The organism is Micromonospora sp. C51 (genome assembly GCF_018070435.1).
GTDB lineage: Bacteria > Actinomycetota > Actinomycetes > Mycobacteriales > Micromonosporaceae > Micromonospora > Micromonospora sediminimaris.
In genome coordinates this window covers 213,443-236,491 of record NZ_JAGPXQ010000003.1, presented here as the reverse complement: position 1 = coordinate 236,491, position 23,049 = coordinate 213,443, and the positions used below count along the sequence as shown (strand labels likewise).

Annotated in this window: 20 protein-coding genes; 8 read left to right on the top strand and 12 right to left on the bottom strand. The window is 72.4% G+C overall.

Features of this window, described 5'->3' with window-relative positions; genetic code table 11:
* The first annotated feature begins 70 nt into the window (after nt 1-70).
* On the top strand, nt 71-985 hold the full coding sequence (locus KBX50_RS06375) for a cation diffusion facilitator family transporter (RefSeq protein WP_210935426.1): 915 nt from the start codon (nt 71-73) through the stop codon (nt 983-985).
* Between the two features lie 5 nt (nt 986-990).
* Here KBX50_RS06375 and KBX50_RS06370 read toward each other — a convergent pair whose 3' ends face one another.
* The 3 genes from KBX50_RS06370 to KBX50_RS06360 all read right to left on the bottom strand — a co-directional run bounded on the left by KBX50_RS06370 (nt 991) and on the right by KBX50_RS06360 (nt 4,378).
* The gene (locus tag KBX50_RS06370; protein ID WP_210935423.1) at nt 991-1,824 is read right to left on the bottom strand and encodes an SDR family NAD(P)-dependent oxidoreductase; all 834 of its coding nucleotides are present in this window, start codon (nt 1,822-1,824) and stop codon (nt 991-993) included.
* The gene (locus KBX50_RS06365; RefSeq protein WP_093403068.1) at nt 1,821-2,201 is read right to left on the bottom strand and encodes a YccF domain-containing protein; all 381 of its coding nucleotides are present in this window, start codon (nt 2,199-2,201) and stop codon (nt 1,821-1,823) included. The genes KBX50_RS06370 and KBX50_RS06365 overlap by 4 nt, the downstream gene beginning before the upstream one ends.
* Before the next feature lie 62 nt (nt 2,202-2,263).
* A complete protein-coding gene (locus KBX50_RS06360) occupies nt 2,264-4,378 on the bottom strand; it encodes a cellulase family glycosylhydrolase (RefSeq protein WP_210935421.1) in 2,115 nt (704 codons plus the stop codon).
* Nucleotides 4,379-4,669: 291 nt separating this feature from the next.
* On the opposite strand from KBX50_RS06360, the gene KBX50_RS06355 reads away from it, so the two are divergent.
* Entirely contained in the window at nt 4,670-5,893 is a 1,224-nt protein-coding gene (locus tag KBX50_RS06355) for an aromatic acid exporter family protein (protein ID WP_210935419.1), read from the top strand.
* A 16-nt stretch (nt 5,894-5,909) separates the two neighbouring features.
* Here the strand turns inward: KBX50_RS06355 and KBX50_RS06350 are convergent, their stop codons facing one another.
* From KBX50_RS06350 to KBX50_RS06335, 4 genes are all read right to left on the bottom strand, one after another.
* Nucleotides 5,910-6,437 carry a hypothetical protein gene (locus KBX50_RS06350; protein WP_210935417.1) on the bottom strand — a complete coding sequence of 176 codons (528 nt, stop codon included), beginning with the start codon at nt 6,435-6,437 and terminating at the stop codon, nt 5,910-5,912.
* Nucleotides 6,438-6,461: 24 nt separating this feature from the next.
* Nucleotides 6,462-6,980 carry a hypothetical protein gene (locus KBX50_RS06345; RefSeq protein WP_307870860.1) on the bottom strand — a complete coding sequence of 173 codons (519 nt, stop codon included), beginning with the start codon at nt 6,978-6,980 and terminating at the stop codon, nt 6,462-6,464.
* Nucleotides 6,981-7,173: 193 nt separating this feature from the next.
* On the bottom strand, nt 7,174-9,975 hold the full coding sequence (locus tag KBX50_RS33240) for an AAA family ATPase (protein WP_210935414.1): 2,802 nt from the start codon (nt 9,973-9,975) through the stop codon (nt 7,174-7,176).
* 80 nt (nt 9,976-10,055) lie between these two features.
* On the bottom strand, nt 10,056-11,024 hold the full coding sequence (locus tag KBX50_RS06335; protein WP_210935413.1) for a helix-turn-helix transcriptional regulator: 969 nt from the start codon (nt 11,022-11,024) through the stop codon (nt 10,056-10,058).
* Between the two features lie 329 nt (nt 11,025-11,353).
* Here KBX50_RS06335 and KBX50_RS32660 point away from each other — a divergent pair, with 329 nt between their 5' ends.
* A complete protein-coding gene (locus KBX50_RS32660) occupies nt 11,354-12,010 on the top strand; it encodes a hypothetical protein (protein ID WP_247673197.1) in 657 nt (218 codons plus the stop codon).
* Between the two features lie 105 nt (nt 12,011-12,115).
* On the opposite strand, the gene KBX50_RS06325 is transcribed toward KBX50_RS32660, so the two are convergent.
* Complete coding sequence (locus KBX50_RS06325) at nt 12,116-13,843, bottom strand: hypothetical protein (RefSeq protein WP_210935412.1); 1,728 nt, start codon at nt 13,841-13,843, stop codon at nt 12,116-12,118.
* Between the two features lie 315 nt (nt 13,844-14,158).
* On the opposite strand from KBX50_RS06325, the gene KBX50_RS06320 reads away from it, so the two are divergent.
* The 4 genes from KBX50_RS06320 to KBX50_RS06305 are packed head-to-tail and all read left to right on the top strand — an operon-like array spanning nt 14,159 to nt 19,057.
* A complete protein-coding gene (locus KBX50_RS06320) occupies nt 14,159-14,992 on the top strand; it encodes an ABC transporter ATP-binding protein (protein ID WP_210935411.1) in 834 nt (277 codons plus the stop codon).
* A 39-nt stretch (nt 14,993-15,031) separates the two neighbouring features.
* Nucleotides 15,032-16,015 (top strand): ABC transporter substrate-binding protein, encoded by a 984-nt coding sequence (locus KBX50_RS06315; RefSeq protein ID WP_210935410.1) that lies wholly within the window; start codon nt 15,032-15,034, stop codon nt 16,013-16,015.
* 5 nt (nt 16,016-16,020) lie between these two features.
* On the top strand, nt 16,021-18,117 hold the full coding sequence (locus KBX50_RS06310; RefSeq protein WP_210935613.1) for an iron ABC transporter permease: 2,097 nt from the start codon (nt 16,021-16,023) through the stop codon (nt 18,115-18,117).
* A gap of 28 nt (nt 18,118-18,145) precedes the next feature.
* Entirely contained in the window at nt 18,146-19,057 is a 912-nt protein-coding gene (locus KBX50_RS06305) for a siderophore-interacting protein (protein ID WP_210935408.1), read from the top strand.
* Between the two features lie 86 nt (nt 19,058-19,143).
* Here the strand turns inward: KBX50_RS06305 and KBX50_RS06300 are convergent, their stop codons facing one another.
* Nucleotides 19,144-19,659, bottom strand: a complete 516-nt coding sequence (locus tag KBX50_RS06300; protein ID WP_210935407.1) for a 2'-5' RNA ligase family protein — start codon at nt 19,657-19,659, stop codon at nt 19,144-19,146.
* A 46-nt stretch (nt 19,660-19,705) separates the two neighbouring features.
* Entirely contained in the window at nt 19,706-20,752 is a 1,047-nt protein-coding gene (locus KBX50_RS06295) for an NAD(P)-dependent alcohol dehydrogenase (protein WP_210935406.1), read from the bottom strand.
* 246 nt (nt 20,753-20,998) lie between these two features.
* Here KBX50_RS06295 and KBX50_RS06290 point away from each other — a divergent pair, with 246 nt between their 5' ends.
* On the top strand, nt 20,999-21,892 hold the full coding sequence (locus KBX50_RS06290) for a DUF72 domain-containing protein (RefSeq protein WP_210935405.1): 894 nt from the start codon (nt 20,999-21,001) through the stop codon (nt 21,890-21,892).
* 19 nt (nt 21,893-21,911) lie between these two features.
* Here the strand turns inward: KBX50_RS06290 and KBX50_RS06285 are convergent, their stop codons facing one another.
* Nucleotides 21,912-22,298: a hypothetical protein gene (locus KBX50_RS06285; RefSeq protein ID WP_210935404.1), complete on the bottom strand. Its 387-nt coding sequence runs from the start codon at nt 22,296-22,298 to the stop codon at nt 21,912-21,914.
* An 89-nt stretch (nt 22,299-22,387) separates the two neighbouring features.
* Nucleotides 22,388-23,026, bottom strand: a complete 639-nt coding sequence (locus tag KBX50_RS06280; RefSeq protein ID WP_210935403.1) for a hypothetical protein — start codon at nt 23,024-23,026, stop codon at nt 22,388-22,390.
* Between the last annotated feature and the right edge of the window lie 23 nt (nt 23,027-23,049).

The following is a 23,049-nucleotide window of genomic DNA, read 5'->3' as shown; positions in this document are numbered from 1 at the left end:
GATGACCAGCCTGATAGTTGCGCTCATTGCGATATACGCATAAGTTGGGTGGTGGCGAGAGGGGGTACGGGTGGGCGCCGGGCACGATCACGGGCGGCAGGTTGCCCGAGCGGGGGAGAAGCACCGCGGGCGACTGTGGGCGGCCTTCGCCCTGTTGGCGATCTTCATGCTGGTGGAGGCGGTCGGAGCCTGGGTGACCGGTTCCCTGGCCCTGCTGTCGGACGCCGGGCACATGTTCACCGACGTGCTGGGCATCGGCATGGCGCTCGCGGCGATCACCGCCGCGAGCCGGGCCTCCCGGGACGGTCAGCGCACCTTCGGCCTGTACCGGATGGAGGTCCTGGCGGCGCTGGCCAACGCGGTGCTGCTCTCCGGGGTGGCCCTCTACGTGCTGGTGGAGGCGCTCCGGCGGTTCGACGACCCGCCGGAGGTGCTGGTCGGCCCGATGCTGGCGGTGGCCGTCGGCGGGCTGGTCGCCAACGTGGTCGCCTTCCTGCTGCTGCGCGCCGGGTCGACGGAGAGCCTCAACGTGCGCGGCGCCTACCTGGAGGTCCTCGGTGACCTGCTCGCCTCGGTGGGCGTGCTGGTCGCGGCCGGGGTGATCGCGCTGACCGGCTGGTGGTACGCGGACCCGATCGTCGCCGTCGGGGTGGGCCTGTTCATCCTGCCCCGCACCTACCGCCTCGCCCGCGCCGCGCTGCGGGTGCTGGTGCAGGCCGCGCCGCCGCACGTGGACGTCGCCGAGGTACGCGACGGCCTGCGTGGGCTCGATGGTGTCGCCGACGTGCACGATCTGCACGTGTGGACCCTGACCTCGGGAATGGAGGTGGCCTCGGCACACCTCACCCTGGACACCGGTGCGGACCTGGCCCCGGTGCTGGCCGCCGCCCGCCAGATGTTGCACGATCGCTTCCGCATCGAGCACGCCACCTTGCAGGTCGAGCCGCGGGATGCCGAAGGTGTCTGCGGCGGCGCCCACTGGTGAGTCGGTCAGCGCAACTGGACCACGTTGCCGGTGACCAGTCGCCCGCTCTCCCCAGCGAGGAAGGCGATCACCTCGGCGACCTCCTCGGGCTCGGCCACCCGCAGCAGGTGAGGATCGTCGGCGACGGCGGCGCGTACCTCCTCGCTGACCCAGCCGGTGTCGGTGACCGGCGGGTGCACGGCGTTGGCGGTGATACCGAACGGTGCGAGCTCATGCGCCGCGGACATGGTGTAGTTGACAAGTGCCGCCTTGGCGGCACCGTAGGAGACCTCCTCGGGGAACCCGTCACTGCCACCGGAAGTGAGGCTGATGACGCGCCCCCAGCCGCGTCGCGCGGCGACGTTGCGACGGGCGAACTCGGCGATCAGCAGGGCGCCCGCGCGGGCGTCCACGGCGAACTGGGCGTCGAAGGATTCGGCGCTCACCGGCCGCAACGACCGTCCGTGCCGGTCGACGGCGGTTGGCTTGAACGTGTCGGCCAGCCAGCCGCTGGCATTGTTCACCAGGATGTCGACCGTGCCCAGCTCGCGCTCGGCGATGTCGAACAGCCGGGCCGGGACGGCCGGGTCCGCCAGGTCCGCCTCGACCGGCAGCACCCGGCCACCGACGGCGCGGACGCGCTCGACCACCTCGGTCGCGTCGCCGGCCCGGTTGCGTCGGTACGCGTCGGGGACGCCCGGGTCCGGTGGGTCGTCCAACCGTAGATAGCTGACCAGCACCGCTGCGCCCAACTGGGCCAGCGCGACGGCGGTGGCCGCGCCGATGCCGTGGTTGGCCCCGGTGACGACGGCCACCCGACCGGTCAGGTCGTTTGTCGGAAACACGCGTTCGGCTCTCACGGTGCGGGTACCACCTCCTGCCCCAACGGCCAGATGGCCGCCGGGACGAGCTTGAAGTTGGCCACGCCGAACGGGATCCCGATGATGGTCAGGCAGAGGCCGACGCCGGCGACGATGTGCGAGAGCGCCAGCCACCAACCGGCCAGCAACACCCAGATGATGTTGGCGAGACCCGATGCCACCCCGACGCCGGGCTTGGGTGCCAGGGTCCGACCGAAGGGCCACAGCGAGTACGACGCCAGCCGCAACGACGCAACGCCGAACGGGATGGTGACGACGAGCACGAAGCAGATCAGGGCGGCGATACCGTAGCCGATCGCCAGCACGAGGCCACCACCGAAGATGAGCCAGAGCACGTTCAGCAGGAATCGGATCATGAACCCATGATGACCGCCGCGCGCCACCGGCCACCCGGGAGGTGGCCGGTGGCGCGGCTGCTTCAGCCGGTGACGCCGGTGACGGTGCTGCCGGACCGGGTGACGCGGTAGGTCACCTGTGCGCCACTCCAGAAGTGGAAGGTGAGGGTGACGGCTGCGCCGTCGCGGACCTCGCCGAAGAAGGTGTCGGTCAACGTGATCCGGTTGCCCGGGTAGTCGGGGCTGAAGGCCACGTCGAACTCCTTGAACGACGTCCAGTCGTGCGGGCCGGCGTTGCTGCCGTCGGCGTACCTCGCCTCCATGGTGGCGAGCTGGTCGCCGCGGAACTGGGTCGGAATGGCGAAGGCGGTCGTCGTTCCGGTGGCGCTGGACAGGACGGGGGTGTCGTAGGTGATCACGTCGATCCGCCAGGGCACACCGGCCGAGAAACGGGCCTGGAGGCTGGCGTTGACCCCGTACGCCCGGTTGCCGACCAACCGGGTCAGCGCGCTCGCGGTGATGGTGAGCTGGTTGCCGGAGACCGTGTAGTCGGTGCCCTGCGTGAGATTCGTGCTGCCCTGGCGCAACCCGGAGAAGGTGGTGCCGTTCAGGTTGAGGGTCAGCGACTTCGCGGTGATCGAGCCGGTACGCGGCACGTACACCTGGTCGGACGACGCGGTGCCGGAGCGGGTCGTCCAGCTCGACTTGATCTGGGCCCACAGCTCCGGGTCCTTCCACTGGAAGGCGACCCGGTCGAAGTGCTGGCCATTGTCCCAGAGCTGGGTGGTGATCCGCTTGGATCGCGCGTAGTGCCCGAGGAACTCGAAGAACTTGAGCTTCTCGCCCTGCTGGATGGTGCCGGTGTGTCGGTCGAAGCCGAGCAGCCCGTACTCGCCGATGACGACCGGGATGTTGCGGGTCACGAAGGCGTTGTGCACCCGGTCGAACGAGTCGGTCAGATCCTGCTGGGTCGTGGCGTCGAAGCGGGTGCCACCGGCGACGTTGACGCTGAACGGCCAGTAGCCGTAGAAGTGCACCGTGGCGATCAGGTTGCGGTCGTTGAGCTGGTTGATCGTCGTGGTCAACTCGTTGATCCGGGCCTGTTCGGATGAGGTGTGCAGAGTCGGCAGGACCAGCATCCGGGTGGCGTTGGTGCCGCCCGAGGCGCGCACGATCCGGTGGAAGTTGACGTTCAGCTCGTGCAGCAGCTCCGCGTTCTGGGCGTCGCCGGAGCTGTTGGCGAACTGCGGCTCGTTGACGCTCTCGAAGTGCAGCCTCGGCGAGTGGTCCCGGAACGCGGCGGCGATCTGGGTCCACAACGCGTTGTAGCGGTTGAGCACCGTGGTCCGGTTCGTCGGCATCTCGTGGATCCACTGCCACGAGTCGTGGTGCAGGTTGATCATCACGTAGAAGCCGTCGTCCAGGGCCCAGCCGACGACCTCCTTGACGCGGTTCAGCCAGGCCGCGTCGATGGTGTACGACGGCGCGGGGCCGTGGTGGTTGCTCCAGGTCACCGGGATCCGGATGCTGTTGAAGCCCTGGGCCCGGACGGCGTCGAGCTGCGCCTCGGTGACGCGCGGGTTGCCCCACGCGGTCTCGTCGGCACCGACCGCGTCGAAGGTGTTGCCGAGGTTCCAGCCGGGCTGCATCGCGGCCACGTAGGCCATCGGGTCGCCGGCCGGCGGCGGGCTGGTCGGTGGCGGGGTGCTCGGCGGTGGCGTGCTCGGCGGCGGGGTGGTGGTCGGTGGCGGGGTGGTGCCGACGCTGCCGGTGCAGGTGACGCCGTTGAGGGCGAAGGTGGTCGGTGCCGTGTTGCTGCCGGACCACGACCCGTTGAAGCCGAACGACGCGGTCTGGTTGGTGCCCAGGGCGGCGTTGTAGCTGACGTTGCTGGCGGTGACGTCGTTGCCGGACGAGGTGACCGTGGCGTTCCAGGCCTGCGTGACCCGCTGCCCCGAGGGGAAGGTCCAGGTCAACCGCCAGCCGTTGAGCGGATCGCCGAGGTTCGTCACGGCGACGTTCGCGGTGAACCCGCCCGGCCACTGGCTGGGGGCGGAGTACGCCACCCGGCATCCGGCCGCCGCGTGGGCGGTGCCGGCGTTGATCAGGCCAGCCCCGGCGAGTAGTGCGGCGACGGCGCTGGCGACCAGGCCGAATCGCCAACGTGTCCTGCGTAGTGTGCCCTTCAGCCCAGCCATGACGCTCCTCGCGTGGTGATGGTGTCAACGGGGTGGCTGGCCGGGCGTCGCCGGGCCACCGGAAACATCCGGCCGGGTCGCACCATAAGTTGGGATCATCAACTTTGTCAATCGACATAGCACGATATGAAGGCCCTCTGCCCAGGTGAGAGAAGTGCGACCGGGAGGGTTTAGGTCGGTCCGGCGTACCGGAGCGGTGGGGATGCCGGGTCGAACCGATCGGCGGCCGCCCGCGGAGAGGGAGCGTCGCCAGACGGCGAATGAGCGGGGCCCGGCGGGGTAGTCGGCGGCGTGGCGGCGGGGGAGGACGACAGCGGCTGGGCGCATCGTGCCGGCGGCCGGGTCCAGGCCGGGGTCGCCAGCACGGTCGGGGGCCTCAGCCGACGCATCGGCTGGCGGGAGCGACGCCGGAGCCTGGAGTTGTACGCGATCCTCGCCGTTCAGGCGGGCGTGGCCGCCGCGATCGCCTGGACGCTGGCGCACGAACTGTTGAACCACCCGTCACCGGTGTTCGCCCCCAGCGCCGCCGTCGGCACCATCGCCGCCGCGATCGGCCGGCGGACCCGCCGTACTCTCGAACTGCTGGTTGGCGTGCTGGCCGGTCTGTTGGTGGGTGACGCCCTGATCATGGTGATCGGCACCGGTCCCTGGCAGATCGGCACCGTGGTCACCCTGGCCATCCTGCTCGCGTTGACCATGAGCCGGGGTGGCGCGGTCGTCACCCAGGCCGGCGGTACGGCGGTGCTGATCGCCACCCTCTCGCCGATCCAGCGAGGGTTGGAGGTGCCGCGGGTGATCGACGCGGTGATCGGCGCCGTCTCGGCCGTGGTGGTGGTGGCCGTGCTGCCGGTCAACCCGGTGCGCATCATCCAACGGGCCGCCCGCCCGCTCTTCGGCGACCTGATCGAGCACCTGCACAACGCCGCGGACGGGATGTCCCGGCGCGACGCCACGGTGGTGGCCGGGGCCCGGGACGGGCTGTACGGGCTGGGCCCCCAACTCGCCCTGCTCAACGACGCGGTTTCCGGAGCCCGGGAGGCGGTGGCGGTGTCGCCGGCCCGTTGGCACCGCCGAGCCGAGTTCGAGCACTACCAACGTGGTACGCGCTACCTCGACCTGGCCGTCGGGGGCGGCCAGGAGATGCTGCGCCGGGCGGCCACCGCGGTCCACGACGACGAACCGATCCCGGCCGGGCTGGCGGCCGCGGTGCACTACTTCGGGGACGCCCTGGCGTTGTTGCAGGTCGAGGCGGAGAGCGGACACCACACGAACCGGTCCGAGCAGTTGGTCCTCAAGGCGGTCGACCGGGCGGCCGAGGCGTACGACGAGGGGGTCGGCTTCTCCGGCAGCGTGGTGGTGGCCCAGATCCGTACCGTCGCCACCGACCTGCTGCGCAGCCTCGGCTGTCACGAGGAGGAGGCGGTCGCCGTGATCCGGCGACGCTTCGAGGCAGAGAGTCACGAGCTGCGGCGTCACGAGGGGGAGGTACCGCCCGCCGAGCGGAAGGCGGCGTGACCGGCCCCGGCCGGGCTCAGAGCCGCCCGGCGACCGTCCGGGCCAACTCGGTAAGCGGCTTGTGGTACTTGGCCGGGTCGTCCAGCCGGACCAGTCGGATGGCCACCCACACCCCGGCGGCGTGCACGAAGACCGCGCCGTCCTCCAGGTACGCCTCGTCCCCGATCCCGGAGAGCGTCTCGAACTCGTGGTCGAGATCGCGGTCGATGTCGAGGATCTTCTTGGCTCCGTCGCCCACGTAGACCTCCACCTGCGCCAACGGACCCGAGACCGGCCCGCTGTACGTGCAGGTCTCCCGAACCGGCACCGGATCCTCCAGGCGGGTGCCCGCCAGTTTTTCGGCGTCCTCCTTGGGGACCAGGGCGCAGGCGTCGACAGGCGGCGCCTCGGCCGTCGGCTCCGCTGCCTCGGTCGCCTCGGTGGGCGGAGCCGGCTCCGCCGCCTCGGTCGGTGGCGGTGGCGCGGCGGCGGGTTCGGCGTTGCCGCCGCAGGCGGTGAGTGCGGCGACGGCGACGGCCGTCGCGGCGAGCTTGAGGTACCTCACGGTCGTCTCCTCGGGGGTGTGGTGTCACCGGGGGAGGGCGTCGAGCAGCCGGCGCAGCGCCTGCTCGTAGCCGTCGGGCTGCGCGCCGAGGCGCTCGAAGCTGCTCAACGTCACGGTGAAGCTGCCAGCGCCGCCGACGAGCACCGCCTCGGCGCCGATGTCCTTGACCGCCAGGTAGCCCTTGCCGTCCCCGTCGAGATCCGTCACCGTCTGGTAGGTCTGCTCGGCCTGCTGGCGCTGATAGTCGTAGGTCGTCTCACCGGCCAACTGGGAGGCGGTCGTCACGGACAACGCGGCCACCCCGTTGCCGTCGCCGAAGCTGCAGTTGCCGTCGTCGACCATGGACTGGCCGATCAACTCGGAGATCTGGGCTGCGGTGAACGGGCAGGGCGGGGCCTCGGTGCCCGCGCCGTCGGCGGGCACGTCCAGGTCGGTCTCCACATCCGCGCCGGGGCCAGCCGCTGGCGGCGTAGGTTCGGCGCTGTCGCAGCCGGTCAGCGCGAGCGCGGCCGCGAGCACTGCGGGCAGGATCAGTCGACGCACAGGTTCGGTTCCCTTCTGACACCCGGCCGCCATCGGGCCGGGCTGTTCGACCACCCCCGAAACGGACGACGGCCGCTCGCACGGCACGGCTGGACCGGTACCGGCAGCCGGCACCGGTCCACCCGAAGCCGGTCCGCCGTTAGTGACGTCTCGACGCTACGACCAGACGGTCGTCGAGGAATCCGGCGTTTCCCTAGCCTTTGGCCGTGCCGGTCGGCGCGCCGACCGCGGCCGCCGGCCGGCGTAGCCGTTCGTCGGATCCACCTACCCGCGCCAGCGCGGCACCCAGTTCCGCCCGCCGGGAGATGCCCAGCTTGCGGTAGACCCGGGACAGGTTCGTCTCGACGGTCTTCGGGCTGACGAACAGCTCGTCGGCGATGGCCCGGCTGGTCCGTCCCTGTGCGGCGAGCCGGGCGACCCGCTCCTCTGTGGCGGTGAGGTCCGACGGCGCGGGCGGACGCCCACCGAGCCGAGCGGCCTCGGCCCGGGCTCGCTCGGCGAACACCGTCGCGCCCAGGGCGTCGAACTCGACCGCCGCGGCGGCCAGTGCCTCCCGGGCCGGCCGCTTCCGGCGGGACCGGCGGTGCACCATGCCCTCGACCAGCAGACACCTGGCCCGATCCAGCGGTAGGACCTCCGGCGGCACGGCGGCTCGCGCGGCGGCGAGGTCGTCCAGGGCGGCCGAGGGGTCGACGCCACTGGCGCTGTCCAGCAGGGCGCGGCTGCGCGCCAGCCCTAGCAGCGTCCAGGGGCGGGGCAACCGCCGGTGACGTTCCGCCAGCCTGGCCAGGGCACCACGCGCCGTGATCAGGTCGCCGGCACCCACGCAGGCCTCGATCCAGTCGGTCTCGAAGCGCTGTGCGAGCGGCTCGGCCAGACCCATCCGGTCGACCGTCGCGGCGAGTCGGCCGTACCCGGCCGCGGCGTCGGCCGTCCGGCCGGCGCAGAGCGCCACGAACGCACCCAGCTGCAGGTGGATCCGCCGGCACCAGTCGTCGTCGAGCTGCTCGGCCAGTCGGAGCCCCGCCTCGGCCACCCGCTGCGCCACGTCGAGGCGGCCGCGGAGCGCGTCGAGCAGCCCAGCCAGCCAGATTTCCGCGGTCGCCTCGGTGCCCAGCAGCTCGCCGAGCTCGCGGGCCGCCGCGATGTGCCGTTCGGCAGTCGACCACCGCCCCGCGAGCAGCTCGGTCTCGCCGAGGTGTTTGAGTAGGTCGTACTGTGAGGGTTCATCTCCCCGAGCGGCCGCCAGGTCCAGCAGGCTGCCCAGCCGTCGTCGGGCCTGGGCCGGATCGTCGATCGACTTCCACCAGATCGCCGGGATCGTGCCGGCGAGCCATGACGGCTCCGGTCCCTCCATCTCCAGCGCCCGGTCGAGCAGTTCGATGCGGGGTGGTTCGCCGGCCCGTACCTCGTTGAAGAACAGGTGCAGCAGCGCCGCGGCGAGCAGCGTGCGGTCTCCACCGGGACCGCTGAGCAGGGCGATGGCTGCCTCGGCATGGGCCCGCGCCGGATCCGGCAGGTCGACGAAGAGCGCCAGGTGGGCGTGGATCCGGCCGGCCAGCGGGGAATCCGGACGGGTTGCCGCCAGTGCCCGGCCGGCTGCCTCGACCGCCGTTCCGCCGGACTCGTCCGCGCTCCAGGCGACCACCGCGCGCAGCAGCAGCGCCTCCGCGCGGACGTCGCCGCCGAACTCGGCGGCCACCGCCTCGGCGGCGACCCGTGCGCCGGGGTGGTCGCCGCACCCGAAGCGGCAACGGGCTGCCGCCAGCAGCCGCTGGCCTCGGCTGGCCTCATCGTCGGCCGGCGTGAGCCGCGCCGCGGACTCGTACAGGTTCGCGGCGGCCTCCGGCGCGCCCCGCGCGTGTTGCCGGGCGGCAGCCGCGCCGAGGGCGTCGGCGACCACCGGGTCCGGCGTGGTGGTGCACAGGGCCAGGTGCCGGACCCGTTCGTCCGGATCGGTCACCACCTCGGCGAGCCGGCGGTGCAGGCCGCGCCGGACGCCGGGTGGGATGCCGGCGCGGACCGCGGCAGCGTAGACCGGATGGGTGAACTCCACCCGCACCGCCCCGACCACCAGCAGACCGGCCTCCTCCGCGGCATCGAACGCGGCGGGGGAGATCCCCGCCGCGGCCAGGTCCCGGAGCAGGGGTACGCCGAGCAGGGCGGCCAGCCGTACGGCGTCCCGGCAGCGGGCCGGAAGCCGGGCGAGCACCTCACCGAGGAGTTGATGCATGGACGAGGCCACCGGTAGATCCTGTGCCGGCTCCGGTGGCTGTGGCAGGCGCTGCACCGCGCGGGTCACCTCGATGGCGACCAGTGGGTTGCCGGCAGCCTCCCTGGCGATCCGGGCGAGCAGCGAACGACTCAGGGTGGCGCCGACCCGCTCGCGCAGGACGTGGTGCAGGGCCCCCACTCCCAGCGGAGCCAGTGGCAGCCGGGTCAGCCGGCCGGGACCGGCGTCGAGCCCGAGCGGCGCGATCCGCAGCGTCGACGTGTTGTCGGTGCGGCAACTGACCAGGGTGGACAGCCCGGGCGCGACCCGGCGCAGCGCGAACCGCAGCGCTCGTTCGCTCGGCCTGTCCAGCCACGGCGAGTCGTCCACGGCGACCAGCACCGGCCGGCCGGCGGCGAGCACGCCCTCCAGCAGCGAGCGGGTGGCGGCACCGACCACCCGCTCGTCGACGGTCTCGTCGCTGTCCCGGGTGAGCAGCACCATCTCGGCCGCGACACGCTGCGGGCGCGGCAACTCCACCACCAGGTCCGTCAGCGGACGGAGCAGGTCGGCGAGGGCGGCGAAGGGCAGCTCGGTCTCGCACTCGGTCGGCGCGCAGGTCAGCACCGACCAGCCGGCCCGCGTCGCCTCGGTGACCAGTTCCCGGAGCAACGTCGTCTTGCCGATACCAGCCGGGCCCTCCAACAGCACCGACCCCGGCTCGCGTAGTGCGCGCCAGGCCTGGTCGAACACCCCGTCGCGGCCGACGAGCGTACCCCGCATGGTGCGATTCTGGCACCGATGAGGTGGAGTGGCCATCGTGCGGACGGTGGCCCGCCGCGGGCGGTCGGTCAGGGTGGGCGTCAGGCGTGCAGGGTGCGGCTGGGCGGAAATCCGTAGGTGGCGCGGTAACGCGCGGTGAACCGGCTGTGGCTGAGGAACCCCCACCGGGAGGCGATCGCGGAGACGGTCTCCTGGCGGGGGTCGGCCTGCACCAGGTCACGGTGGGCGCGGTCGAGCCGGACGCGGCGCAGGTGCGCCATCGGTGTGGTGTCGAGGTGCCGGCGGAACGCCAGTTGCAGGGTCCGCAGCGAGACCTGGGCTGCGGCGGCGATGTCGGCCGCGCCGATGTCGCGGTCGGCGTACTCCTCGATGAAGGCCGTGGCGCGGCGCAGCGTGGCGGTGGTTGCGGCCCGTCGGTCGATGGCCTGTGGCCAGCCCGCGGTGGAGTTGGGGAAGACCGCCAGGGCCGCGGCGGCCAGCATCCGGGCCGCGTTGGCGAGGACCAGGGGCTCGCGGTACGCGTACGGGTTGCCCAGGACGACGTGGTTCAGGTAGCTCGTGGTGTGCCGCCACAGTCCGGCCAGGGCCGGGGAGGCGGGGGTCAGACCGCCGAACTGGACCGCGCCCGCCCGGCCGGCGGACGCGGTGCCGGTCACTCGGTCCAGCACGGTGAGGCCGAGCAGACAGACGCTGACCCGGCCCGGCAGCCAGCGCAGCGAGCAGGGAAGATCGGGGAGGGTGGCCAGGAAGACGTCGCCCGGGCGGTACCGGCCGTACGCGCCGGCGGTTGAGCGGTCGACGCGTCCGTTGGTGACCTCGCAGATCACCAGTGCGGCGGGCGGTTCGACATCGATATCGAGCTGGGTGGACTGGTCCAACGATTCCAACCAGAACGAACCCGCGTCGACCCGGTGGTGGCGGAACCGGTAGCGGACGCCGGGGGTCGCACGGAAGGCGACCTTGGCGCGATAGGCGTACGCCAGGAAGTCGTTGATCGTCCCCGGGTCGCTGCTGTCGAACCCGTGGGCGATCGGAACCTTCGTCTTCAATACGTCTCCATCGACCTGGACGGAGTGCGCTTCGGCACGCCGGACGGCGCCCGGCGAGACGTGGTGGATCCGGAGAGCGATAGGACATGCAGAGCCAGGATTCCCATTGATGGTATCCACAAAGGAAGGACTCCCATGAAGTTTTCGCGGCGCATCCGTCGCGCCGGTGGATCTCGCTCGTTGTCGATGTCAGGGGAGTTTTCGTTTTTGGGCTAATCGGTACGGTCCGGCGTGCGCGCGCCGGGCTAGCCGACGACCCTCCGTGGCCATGATCATGCGAAGGGTGTCGAACGAGGGGTAGCTGATCGACCAACGGGTGAAGGGGTGGGGTGTTGGAGACCAAGGATCCGACTGACATCGTCCGACTGGCGACAGCTGAGGCACGCCGGCGGATCGCCGGCGAGACAGACCTGACCGGCATCGTGGGATCCCGCACGTCAGACCTGGGCGGTGCCCTGCGGGACGTGTTGCGCTGCGCCCTGGTGGCGCAGCGGGTGGTGGCGCCGACGCGGCTGATCGCACTCTGCCGTGACCTCGCCCTCGGGCCGGACGCCTTCGACCTGCTGGGTCACCACCTGCTGGGTGCCCTGGTCGGCTACCGTCCGGGGCCGGACGCGCTGGTCCGGGTGGGCGGAGCGCTCGGGCTGGCGCGACGGGAACTGTTCACCCAGCGACATTCCGTGCCTGGTGATCCGCCCCGGCCCGCCAGCCGGGTCGGCCGAGGAAACAGCGCCACTGTTCGCTACCGCTCGGCCAAGCCGCCGGAGCATCTGCCGTCGCCGCCGAACTGGACCTGCACCGGTTGCGGGCAGGAGTGGCCGTGCGCGGTCAAGCAGAGCCAACTGCTCGCGGAGTTCGGCGGGGCCCGCGCCGCGCTCGCGGTCTACCTGGGCTCCTGTCTGCTCGCCGCCGCCCGGGATCTACCCGGGCTACCGCTGGCCAGGGCGCGTAACCGGTTCCTCGGCTGGCTGCCCCGCCGGCCGTGATGAGCAACCGTCCGCCGGTCGTCGACCGGCGGACGGGCTCAGGTCGCCTCCGGCAGGCTTGCCCGGACCGGCCGGTCGGCACGCGGCGCCGCTCGGGTGGCCCGATCAGTTCGCCGCCGGCTCGGGCGCCCGGTCGGTGTCGTTCGCGGTGGGTGCCGCCGGCTCGGCCTGGTCGGACTGCTGGTTCGCCGTCTGGCCGGCGAACCAGTCGATGCCGCCCGGCCCGCCTGCCGCCACCGCCGCCGCCGCGCGGGCCACCGGATCCACCACCGGGCGGGCGCCGTGCTCAGGCCCGCCGCCGACCTTGCCCGAGCCTGACTGCGGGTTGCCCGGCCGGCCGGTCGCGGCTCCGTTGTGGTCCTGGCCTGCCGCGTCGGGCGCCGTCCGCTCCGGGTCCGACCCGGCCCGCTCGGCATCCCCCTCGGCAGCGGCGGTCGCCTCCTCGGCCTGAACGTCGGCCGCCGGGGTCACCTCGCCACCGCCCGCCGTCGCCGCGTCGCCACCGGTCCGGGAAACCCCCAGTCGGGCGGCCACCATCGGGTACTCGGCGGTCTCGCCGCCACCGGCCGCAGCCGCCATCACCGCCGCAGCCGCCAGATCGGCGACCCGCTTGGCCTCCCGCTGCACCCGGGCCCGGGTCTCCTTGGCGTGCCGCTCGGCGGCCTCGGCCGCCCGGCGCACCTCGTCCAGGCGCTGACGCTCCGCCACGAGCTCGTGGCTGGTCTCCTCCAGCAGCTGCCGCAGCCGGTTCAGCTCGGCCTCGGTGGCGTCCTTGGCGCGGCGAGCCTCGTCGAGCTGCTGCTCGGCGTCGTCCAACTGCTCGTGCAACTGGGCCAGTGCCTGACGCTGCTCCCCGACCTCAAGCTGGACGGCGTGCAACTGCTCCTCGGCTGCCGCGGCCTGCTCGTCGCTGAGCTTGCGTACCTCGGCCGCCTGCTCGTCGGCGCGCTTGCGGATCTCCGCCGAGTACTGCTGGGCGTCGGCGATCATCGAGCTGACCCGCTGCTCGGCGGCGGTGCGTTGCGCGGCCAGCTCACGCTCGACAGCGGCCCGCTGCTCGGTCAGGTCCTCCTCGGCCGTGGCCCGTCGCTCGGCCAGCTCCTCCTCGACCGTGGCCCGCCACTGCGCCAGCTCCTGCTGGCTCTTCGACCGGGCTGCCTGGATCTCCTGGTGGATCTGGGTACGCGCCGAGGTGGTCAGCGCCTCTGCCGCCGAGCGGGCCTGCTCGACCTGCTGTCGGCACTGCTCGCCGATCCGCTGCGCCTCCTGCTGGGCGCGCTCGTGTGCGGCCTCCCCGTCGGCGCGAAGCTTGTCGGCCCGCTCGCGGGTCTCGGCCAGTTCCGCGTCGGCCGCCGCCCGCAACTCCTCGTACGTCTTCTCGTGCTCGGCCCGCCGGGCGGCCAGCTCCTCCTCAAGGTCGGCCAATGCCTTGACGGTGCGTTCCCGGGCGTTGGCGAGCGTCTTCTCCGCCTCCGCCTGGAGCTTGGTGGCCCGCTGGGTGTGCGTGTCGATGATCGCCGCGGCCTGCTTCTCGGCCAGGTCCAGGATCTGGCCGACCATCGGGCCCACGTCCTGGAAGGTGGCCTTGTCCACTTGCGCCGGTCGCTGCCGCAGCTCGGCCATCTCGCTCTGCACCGCCTGGAGCTTTCCGCTCAGCTCCCGTACGTGTGCGGTGGCCCGATCCCGTTCCGCCGAGATGGCGGCGAGCCGACCGTCCATCTGCTCGACGTAGCGTTCCACCTGCCGTTTCTCGTACCCGCGCAGGGTGACCTCGAAATTCGGCCGCGAGGCCAGGTCGTCGCGGACTGCGAACGGCTCCTCGCCGATGGACATGCCCCATCCTCCATAGGATTGAAGAGCGCCACGCCGGCGGGCCGGCGGCGGATGACGCGCAACGTTACCGCTGCTCCGACTGCTCTGTCCCTCCCACCCCGGTACGGATTTCGCGCCGCCTGACGGGTGGTCCGGCATCGGCGTCCCGCCGATCGCACATGGCTGCTTGTCCCGGTTGCACGCCAGGGGACCGGCCGGCGACGCGGCGTGACGTATCGACCCTGCTCACCGGCGTCGAAAGGGGGGCTGGTGGGGCGATAAAAGTGAACCAGACCCGCGTCTTGACACCTACTTAGGTTAGGTTAGCCTAACCGCATGTCGAGCGGACTGATGACGAACGACGCCGAGCAGAGCCTACGCGGTGTCGACCTGCGCCTGGGCTACCACGGGACCACGGTGGTGCACGGTGCCGCGATCACCCTGCGTCCCGGCGCCGTGACCGCGCTCGTCGGCCCCAACGGCAGCGGCAAGTCCACCCTGCTGCGGGCATTGGCCCGGCTGCATCCGCTCGACAGCGGCACGGTGCTCTTCGCCGACGGCGTCGCCGCCGCGGGTCTGCCCGCCAAGGAGTACGCCCGCCGGGTCACCCTGCTCGCCCAGAGCCGGCCGATCCCCAACGGCGTCACCGTCCGCGACGTCGTCGGCTACGGCCGCCACCCCTACCGGGGTCGGTGGCGCGCGGACGACCCGGACGGCCCCGCCGCCATCGCCCGCGCGATGGAGGTCACCGGCGTCAACGCGATGGCCGGCCGGCCGGTGGACGAACTCTCCGGTGGCGAACTCCAGCGGGTCTGGCTGGCCACCTGCCTGGCCCAGGACACCCCGGTGCTGCTGCTCGACGAGCCCACCACCTTCCTCGACCTGCGCTACCAGGTCGGGATTCTCGATCTGATGCGTGACCTCGCCGACGATCACGGCGTCGCGGTCGGCGTCGTGCTGCACGACCTCAACCAGGCCGCCGCGGTGGCCGACGAGGTGGTCCTGCTGCACGGTGGCCGGGTCCGCGCCACCGGCACCCCGGCCGAGGTCTTCACCGAACACGACCTGACCGAGACCTACGGCATCCGGATCGAGGTTAGCACCGACCCGCTCAGCGGGCTGGTGACGACCCGTCCCGTGGGCCGACACCTGGCCCGAATCCCGGTCTGAGCACAGACCGTTCACGACACCCACCCGAGAAAGAACATCATGTCCCGTACCCGTGTAACCGCCCTGGTGGCTGCCGCCACCGCGGTGCTGCTGGCCGCCTGCGGCACCACCGAGAACACCACCGAGCCCGCCGCCACCACTTCCGCCGCCAGGGGCCCGGTCACCGTCACCGACAGCCGGGGCAAGGAGGTCAAGCTCGACGCCCCCGCGACCAAGGTGGTCGGGCTCGAATGGGGCGAGGTCGAGATGCTGGTCAGCCTCGGCGTCATGCCGGTCGGCGTCGCCGACCCCAAGGGGTACGCGACCTGGGTCAGCGCCGCCAAGCTCGACGCGGGCGTCAAGGACGTGGGCACGCGCGGTGAGCCGAGCATCGACTCCATCGTGGCGCTGCAACCCGACCTCGTGGTCATGGAGGACGACCGCGGCGCCAACGTGATCACGCAGCTGGAGAAGTACGTCCCGGTCATCGTGACCAAGGGCAGCGACGCCTCGGACAACCTCGGCCGGATGCGGGCCGACCTGAACATGATCGCCACCGCGGTCGGCAAGACCGCCGAGGCGGAGAAGCTGCTCGCCGACTTCGACGCCGCCATCGCCGACGGCAAGAAGAAGATCGCCGACGCCGGTGCGGCCGGCAAGCCGTTCGCCATCGCCGACGGCTGGAAGGAAGGCAGCACGGTCAGCATCCGGATGTTCGGCGAGGGTGCCCTGGTCTCCCAGATCGGCATCCAGCTCGGCCTGACCAACGCCTGGACCGGCGAGACCGACCCGGCCTGGGGCCTGGGCCAGACCGACGTCGAGGGCCTGACCGTGCTCAAGAGCCCGGACCTGCACTTCTTCTACAACGCCTCGGACGGCGTCGACGTCTTCGCCGACGGGCTGAACAGCAACGCCATCTGGAAGTCGCTGCCCTTCGTCAAGCAGGGCAACCTGCACCGGATGCCCGACGGCATCTGGACCTTCGGCGGGCCGCTCTCCGGCAAGCAGTACATCGACCAGCTCGTCAGCACCTACGCGGTGTGACCACGCTGTCCGCGCCCCCGCGTCCGGAGCCGGCTGTCCAGCCGGCTCCGGCCGAGCGCCCCTCCACTCCCCGCGTCGTCGGGATCTTCGTCGCCGCCACCGCGCTGCTGCTGGTGGTCGTGGCGGTGCACCTGACCCAGGGCACCTCCGCCGTGGGTGCGCTCGACCTGCTCCGCCTGCTGACCGGCGGGGACGACGAGACCGCCCGGGTACTCGTCGCGTCCCGGGTGCCCCGGCTGCTTGCCGGGCTGACCATCGGCGTCGCCCTCGGCTTCGCCGGTGCGGCACTTCAGTCGATCGCCCGCAACCCGCTCGCGTCCCCGGACACCCTCGCCGTCAACGCCGGCGCACACCTGGCCATCGTCTCGGTCGCCGCGTTCGGCATCGCACTGCCCGCACTGCCCGCCGGTGGCCTGGCCTTCTGCGGTGGCCTCGCCGCCGCCGGCCTGGTGATGGCGATGTCGTCGGGCGGTCAGGCCGGCACCACCCGGCTGATCCTCGCCGGCTCGGCCACCGCGCTGGCGCTCAGCTCGGTGACCATGCTGCTGCTCCTGCTGTTCGAGCAGGCCACCATCGGCCTGTTCGCCTGGGGCAACGGCTCCCTGGTGCAGAGCGACCTCGACACGCTCACCCAACTCGCCCCCGTGATCGTGGCCGCCGTCGCGGCGTTGATGCTGTTCGGCCACCGCCTCGACATCCTCGCCCTCGGCGACGACACCGCCACCGTGCTCGGCATCGACGTACGCCGGACCCGGCTGATCGTCACCGTGCTGGCCGTGCTGCTGTCCGCCGCGGCGGTCACCCTCACCGGCCCGGTCGGCTTCGTCGGCCTCTGCGCGCCGGTGATCGTCCGGCTGCTCGGCCCGCTGGTGCCGGGAGTCCACCGGCACCGGATCCTGCTGCCGTTGTCCGGCATGGCCGGCATCATCATCGTCCTCGGCTCCGACGTGCTGCTGCGGGCCCTGATGGGTGGCCAGGCCGGCGTCGACATCCCCACCGGCGTGGTGACCACCCTGTTCGGCGCGGGAATCCTGATCTGGCTGGCCCGCCGGCACCGCGACGCCGGCCCCACCCGCCGCCCAGCCGGCGGTCACGCCGCCATCCGCTCCGCGGCCTTCCACCGCACCGTGGTGGCGGTCGCCGCCACGGTCACCGCTGGGGCGGTGCTGCTCGGCATGCTCGCCGGGGACACCTGGCTGCTGCTCGGCGACATCGTCAACTGGGTCAACGGCAGCACCGGGCCGGCGTACACCTTCGTGCTGGACCAGCGGTGGCCGCGCGTCGCCGCCGCGATGCTGGCCGGCGCGGCTCTGGCGGTCGCCGGCACCACCGTGCAGGCGGTCTGCCGCAATCCGCTGGCCGAGCCCGGCATCCTCGGCATCACCGCCGGTGCCGGACTGGGCGCGGTCTCGCTGCTCACCTTCGTGCCGCTGGCCGGCGTCTGGGCCGTCTCCGGGGTCGCCGGGCTCGGCGCCATGCTGGCCTTCGCCCTGGTGTACGGCGCGGCCTGGCGGGGCGGACTCAGCTCCGACCGGCTGGTCCTGATCGGCTTCGGTGCCTGGCAGGGTGGCATGGCCATGATCACCTTCATGATCGTGGCTTTCGACCCGTGGAACACCGGCAAGGCCCTCACCTGGCTCTCCGGCTCCACCTACGGCCGTACCGCGACCCAGGTGCTGCCGGTGGCGATAGCCCTGCTGGTGCTCACCCCGGCCGTGGTGGCCGCCCGCCGCGAGCTGGACCTGATGACGCTCGACGACGACACCCCACGGGTGCTCGGCGTCCGGCTGGAACGCACCCGACTGGTCGCGCTCGGCGCGGCGGCCCTGCTCACCTCGACGGCGGTCTCCGCCGTCGGCGTGATCGGCTTCGTCGGCCTGGTCGCACCGCACGCGGCCCGGGCTCTCGTCGGCGGCCGGCACACCCGGGTGCTCCCGGTCGCCGCCCTCCTCGGCGCGGCCCTGGTCAGTCTCGCCGACACCCTCGGCCGCACCGTGATCGCTCCGGCCCAGATTCCCGCCGGGCTGGTCACCGCCATGATCGGCACCCCCTACTTCGTCTGGCTGCTGTGGCGTTCACGCGCCGCCGCCCCACCCCGGTAAGCGCACCGACCCGACCCGGAGAGGCACCATGACCCACACCCTGCCCATCGCACCCTGGCGGCTGTTCGCCGTCGAGGTCCGCGCGGTACGTCGGCTCAGCCCGTCCTTCGTCCGGGTCACCTTCACCGGTCCCGACCTGGACCGCTTCGCCGACAACGGGTACGACCAGCGGATCAAGCTGGCGTTGCCGCTGCCCGGCCAGGCCGGCGTCCACCTTCCACAGGGGCCGGACTGGTACGCGCGGTGGCGGGCTCTGCCGGATCACGAGCGCAACCCGATCCGGACGTACACGGTGCGGGCGGTCCGGCCGTACCTGAGCGAGGTCGACGTCGACCTGGTGCTGCACGGCGATGGTGGACCGGCCACCCGGTGGGCCCGCCGGGTCCGCCCCGGCGACTCGATCGCCATCATGGGCCCCGACTCGGCGTACGGCGGCGACCACGGCGGGGTCGAGTTCCGGCCACCGTCGACCGGGTGCCTGTTGCTGGCCGGGGACGAGACGGCGGTGCCGGCGATCAGCGGCATCTGCGAACGGCTGCCGCTGGACGCGCGCGGCCGGGTGCTGCTGGAGGTCCCCGGGGCCGGTGACGTACTGCCGCTGATCACGCCGCCCGGTGTCGACGTGACCTGGCTGCCCCGGGGCTCCGGTGAATACGGCAGCCGCCTCGTCGCCGCCGTCGCCGCGGCCGCCGGCGACCTGCTCGCCAGCACCCCGCCCAACGGAGCCTCGCCGCAGCTGGTCGACGAGGTGGACGTGGACCACGAGATCCTCTGGGAGGTGCCCGACGTGCCCCCGACGGCCCCGCTCTACGCCTGGTTGGCGGGCGAGGCCGGGGTCATCCGTACCCTCCGCCGGCACCTGGTCACTGAACGCGGCCTGGACCGCCGCGCGGTGGCCTTCATGGGCTACTGGCGCCACGGCCGCCCCGACCCCTCCTGACCCCCCTTTCACCCTGTTGATCATGAGGTTGGCGGCGGTTTCGAAGATCGACACTGCCGCCAACCTCATGATCAACGCTGCAGGGGTCAGGGGAGGGGGTGGGAGATGTTGCGGGCGTGGTCGGTGAGGGCGGCGGCGACGACCGTCGCCTCCAGCGGTAGAACCTCCAGGCAGCGGCGCACGGCGGTGGCCATCAGCGCGTTGGGCACCCGCATGGACAGCGTGCAGTGCGGCACCCACCGGCCGGGCTGGTAGTGGTCCAGCAACGACACCCCGCCCGCGACGAGCAGGTCATGCACCCGCTGGTGGTGCGCCAGCAGTTCCGGGGTGGGTACCGGGCCCAACCACAGCACCCGGCCGACGAACTGACCGGCGTGCTGGAACGACAACCGCAGTGGTGCCGCCACCATGGTGCCGGCCAGCGCCGCGGTGACCTGCTCCGGATCGAAGCGCGGCGCGACCGCGAGCGAGACGTGGGGCCGGTGCCGCTGCTCCAGCAGGGAGCGCATGCTCTGCACCCCCTCGGCCTCCAGGGCGTCCCACAGCACCCGGATCCGCCGGGTGGCGACGGTGTCCAGGTACAGCTCCAACGCGGCGACCACATGATCACTCTAGGGTGGCGGCCGAGGAACGCGCCGTCCGGGCGGCTCACGGCACGATGACGGCCCGACCTCCCAGCGTGCCGTCCTGCATCATCCGGTACGCGCTCATCGCCTCGTCCAGGCTGAACGTGGTGGTCTTCGGTCGCACCAGCCCGCGCGCACCCAGATCGAGCACCTCCAGCAGCTCCGGGCGGCTGCCCCAGTAGGTGGTCTGGATGCTGACCTCGTACGGCACGGAGAAGAAGCCGACCGACAGCGAGCCGCCGCCGAGCCCCACGATGCTCAGGTCACCCACGGTCCGAGCGGCGGCGATGCCCAGCTTCAGCGTGGCATCGGCGCCGACGAAATCGAGCACCACATCGGCACCCCGGCCGCCGGTGACCCTGCGGATCTCCTCGGCGGTGCCTTCGGCCGATCGCATCGTCACGTCGGCACCGCACTCCTCGGCGAGCCGCAGCGCCTCCTCCCGGGTGTCCACCGCGACGACCCGGGCGGCGGTGGTCGCCTTGAGGACCTGCACGCCGACGTGCCCCAGCCCACCGACGCCGATCACCAGCGCGGTGCTGCCCGGGGGCAGCTTCGGCCAGGACCGGCGAATCGCGTGGTACGGGGTGAGCCCCGCGTCGGTCAGTGGTGCGGCGTCGACCGGGTCGAGCCCCTCGGGGAGCGGCAGCACGTGCCGGGCATCCGGCACCAACTCGTACTCGGCCATGCCGCCGTCCAGACCGAGGCCACCACCTCCGCCCGGCACCGGCGCGGCGGCCGGGTTCTCGCAGTAGTTGTCGACACCGACCCGGCAACGGGCACAGCGACCGCAGCCCCACGGCCCGTAGACCGCGACCGGCTGGCCCACCTCCAGCCCGGTCACCCCGGAGCCGAGCCGGTGCACCCAGCCCGCGTTCTCGTGGCCGAGCGTGAACGGCGGATTCCAGGGCAGGCCGCCGGCCTCGAAGTCGTGCATCAGGTGCAGGTCGGAGTGGCAGGCACCGGCAGCCCCGATCCGCACCACCACCTGGCCCGGGCCGGGTGTCGGTTCGGCGACCTCGACCAGTTCCGGCTCCGTCTTCCAGGCGGGCAGCCGCAGAGCACGCATCCCTGTCTCCCGTCGTCGTGACGCCCGCCCCGGGCTCCCCGACGGACGCCGACTCAAACCACCTCGGCGACCGCGCGCCCTCTCCTGGGGTGGGCAGCAGCATCGTGTGGTGCCGACCCGGCGGGCCCGCGGGGTCGACACCGGGTCCGCGTCGGCGGGCAGGGACGCCGGCCGGAGCCGCATCTCGGCCCGGCGGCCACCGCCCAGCGGTTGCCGATCGGCCCGTTCGGCGGTCCACTGAACTACATGGGTGTCATCAAGGTGGGCACGTCCTCGTGGGCGGACCGGACGCTGGTGCGTTCCGGCTGGTACCCGCGCCAGGTGAACACCCCGGCCGGTCGGCTGGGCCACTACGCCGAGCGGTTCGGGCTGGTCGAGGTGGACACGTCGTACTACGCGGTGCCCGCGCCGGAGACCGCGCAGGGCTGGGTCGACGCCACACCCGAGGGGTTCACCTTCAACGTCAAGGCGTTCAGCCTCTTCACCGGTCACCCGACGCCGGTCGCCACCCTGCCCGCCGATCTGCGCCCGACCGGCGGGCCGACCCGGATCCGCCGGCGTGACCTGCCGACGGCCGCGTACGACGAGCTGTGGAGCCGGTTCCGGGCGGCGCTGACGCCGATCGCGGCGGCCGGCCGGCTCGGTGCGGTGCTGTTGCAGTTTCCGCCGTGGCTGGCTCGTGGCGAGGCGGCCCGGCGACGGATCACGGAGCTGGCGTCACGCTGCCGGCCGTGGCGGGTGGCCGTCGAGTTGCGGCACGCCTCCTGGTTCGACGGGACGGCGGCGCTGGAGACGCTGGCCTTCCTGCGTGCGCAGGAGCTGACCTTCTGCTGTGTGGACATGCCGCAGGGGCATCCGGACTCGGTGCCGCCGATCCCGGTCGCCACCGCCGATCTGGCGATGATCCGGTTCCACGGCCACAGCAGCGCCTGGACCAGCGGCGACAAGGAGGACCGGTTCCGGTACGCGTACGGCGACGAGGAACTGCGCCGCTGGTCCGAGCTGCTGGTCGACCTCGCCGGGCAGGCCGACGAGCTGCACGTGCTGTTCAACAACTGCTGCGCCGGTCAGGCCCAACGCGACGCGGAACGGCTCGCCGGCCTGCTCGACGGGGCCGACCGGCGGGCCGTACGGTCCTGACCGGACAGCGCGGCGGCGCTCACCCGCGCCAGGTTCCCTCCGGGTGCATCCCGGTCGCCTCCTCCAGCGCGTTGTCCGGCAGGTCCCCGTCGGCGGTGTCGTCCGGAAAGCTGCGTCGCGACGGCGCGGGGTCCGGCGGCGCCCCGGGCCCGGCCGCCGGCGTACGGGTCGGCTCCACCGAGCCGAACCCGTGCCGCCCGGCGGGCCGTTCCGTCGTATCACCGGCGAGGGGGCCGGCCGCGCGTCGTTCACCGCGTCGTCCCTCGGGCACGGCGGTCTCCTCGCTGCCCTCGTCCATCGGGGAGTCCTCACCGGCAGCCCACGGCGGATCCGCGTCGAAGCCGTCGGTGGTCCCCCAGGGTGCGACACCCTCGGGTGCCCGGTCGTGCCTGTCCCTGTCCGTCATGGCCACCTCGCTGATCGGTGCCCGGCCGCCGGTCTAGGTGACACCGGCACCCGGCACATGGCTGCGCTGGCGTTCGGGTGGTTCAGCCGTCAGCGGCCGGACATCGTCATCTGTCGGATCGCCTTGGCTGCCGCCATCCCGCCGGCACCTTTGCCCATCGTCTTCGACGCGTGCCCCATGCCACCCACCCGGCCGAGCATGCCGCGTAGGACCTGGCCCGGCTTCTGCTGCTCGCCCATGTAGGCGGTGACCACGATCAGGGCGCCGGTCAGTGCCGGAATCGCCCATTGCAGCATCTTCAACTGGCGCTGGCAGGACGCCACGTTCGCCGGGGTCTGCTGGTTCGGCTCGGTGACCCCCTCGACCGACGGCTGTCCGGCCTTGGCCAGCCGCATGCCGAGCAGTCGGCTGTACCCGGTCACCGCCAGGGCGCTGACGGTCAGCGCGGTCTTCACGGTGCTGGCTCGGCCGACACCGGCCTGGGCGGCCATGCGTGGGCTCTCGGTCACCAGCTCGCCGACCGCCCCGGCGAGGTGGGCGCCGATGGCCGCCGCGTTGACCGGCGTCCACCGGCTCCAACCGGTCGACGCCATCGAGAGTCGTTGAGTCGAGTCGCCCATCCGGGCCGCGGCACCGTTGACGCCGAAGGCACCCATCAGGGAGCCGCCGAACCAGGCCGCCAGGCCCAGGTCGTGCATCGAACGCAGGGCGGTGTGGCTGTCAGACATCTGGTCCCCTTCCACCGTATCGG

Coding starts and splice junctions, on each gene's coding strand:
- KBX50_RS06305 (WP_210935408.1), top strand. CDS start 18,146: ATGACCCACACCCTGCCCATCGCACCCTGGCGGCTGTTCGCCGTCGAG.
- KBX50_RS06285 (WP_210935404.1), bottom strand. CDS start 22,298: ATGACGGACAGGGACAGGCACGACCGGGCACCCGAGGGTGTCGCACCC.
- KBX50_RS06280 (WP_210935403.1), bottom strand. CDS start 23,026: ATGTCTGACAGCCACACCGCCCTGCGTTCGATGCACGACCTGGGCCTG.
- KBX50_RS06320 (WP_210935411.1), top strand. CDS start 14,159: ATGTCGAGCGGACTGATGACGAACGACGCCGAGCAGAGCCTACGCGGT.
- KBX50_RS06290 (WP_210935405.1), top strand. CDS start 20,999: ATGGGTGTCATCAAGGTGGGCACGTCCTCGTGGGCGGACCGGACGCTG.
- KBX50_RS06365 (WP_093403068.1), bottom strand. CDS start 2,201: ATGATCCGATTCCTGCTGAACGTGCTCTGGCTCATCTTCGGTGGTGGC.
- KBX50_RS06315 (WP_210935410.1), top strand. CDS start 15,032: ATGTCCCGTACCCGTGTAACCGCCCTGGTGGCTGCCGCCACCGCGGTG.
- KBX50_RS33240 (WP_210935414.1), bottom strand. CDS start 9,975: ATGCGGGGTACGCTCGTCGGCCGCGACGGGGTGTTCGACCAGGCCTGG.
- KBX50_RS06325 (WP_210935412.1), bottom strand. CDS start 13,843: ATGTCCATCGGCGAGGAGCCGTTCGCAGTCCGCGACGACCTGGCCTCG.
- KBX50_RS06360 (WP_210935421.1), bottom strand. CDS start 4,378: ATGGCTGGGCTGAAGGGCACACTACGCAGGACACGTTGGCGATTCGGC.
- KBX50_RS06295 (WP_210935406.1), bottom strand. CDS start 20,752: ATGCGTGCTCTGCGGCTGCCCGCCTGGAAGACGGAGCCGGAACTGGTC.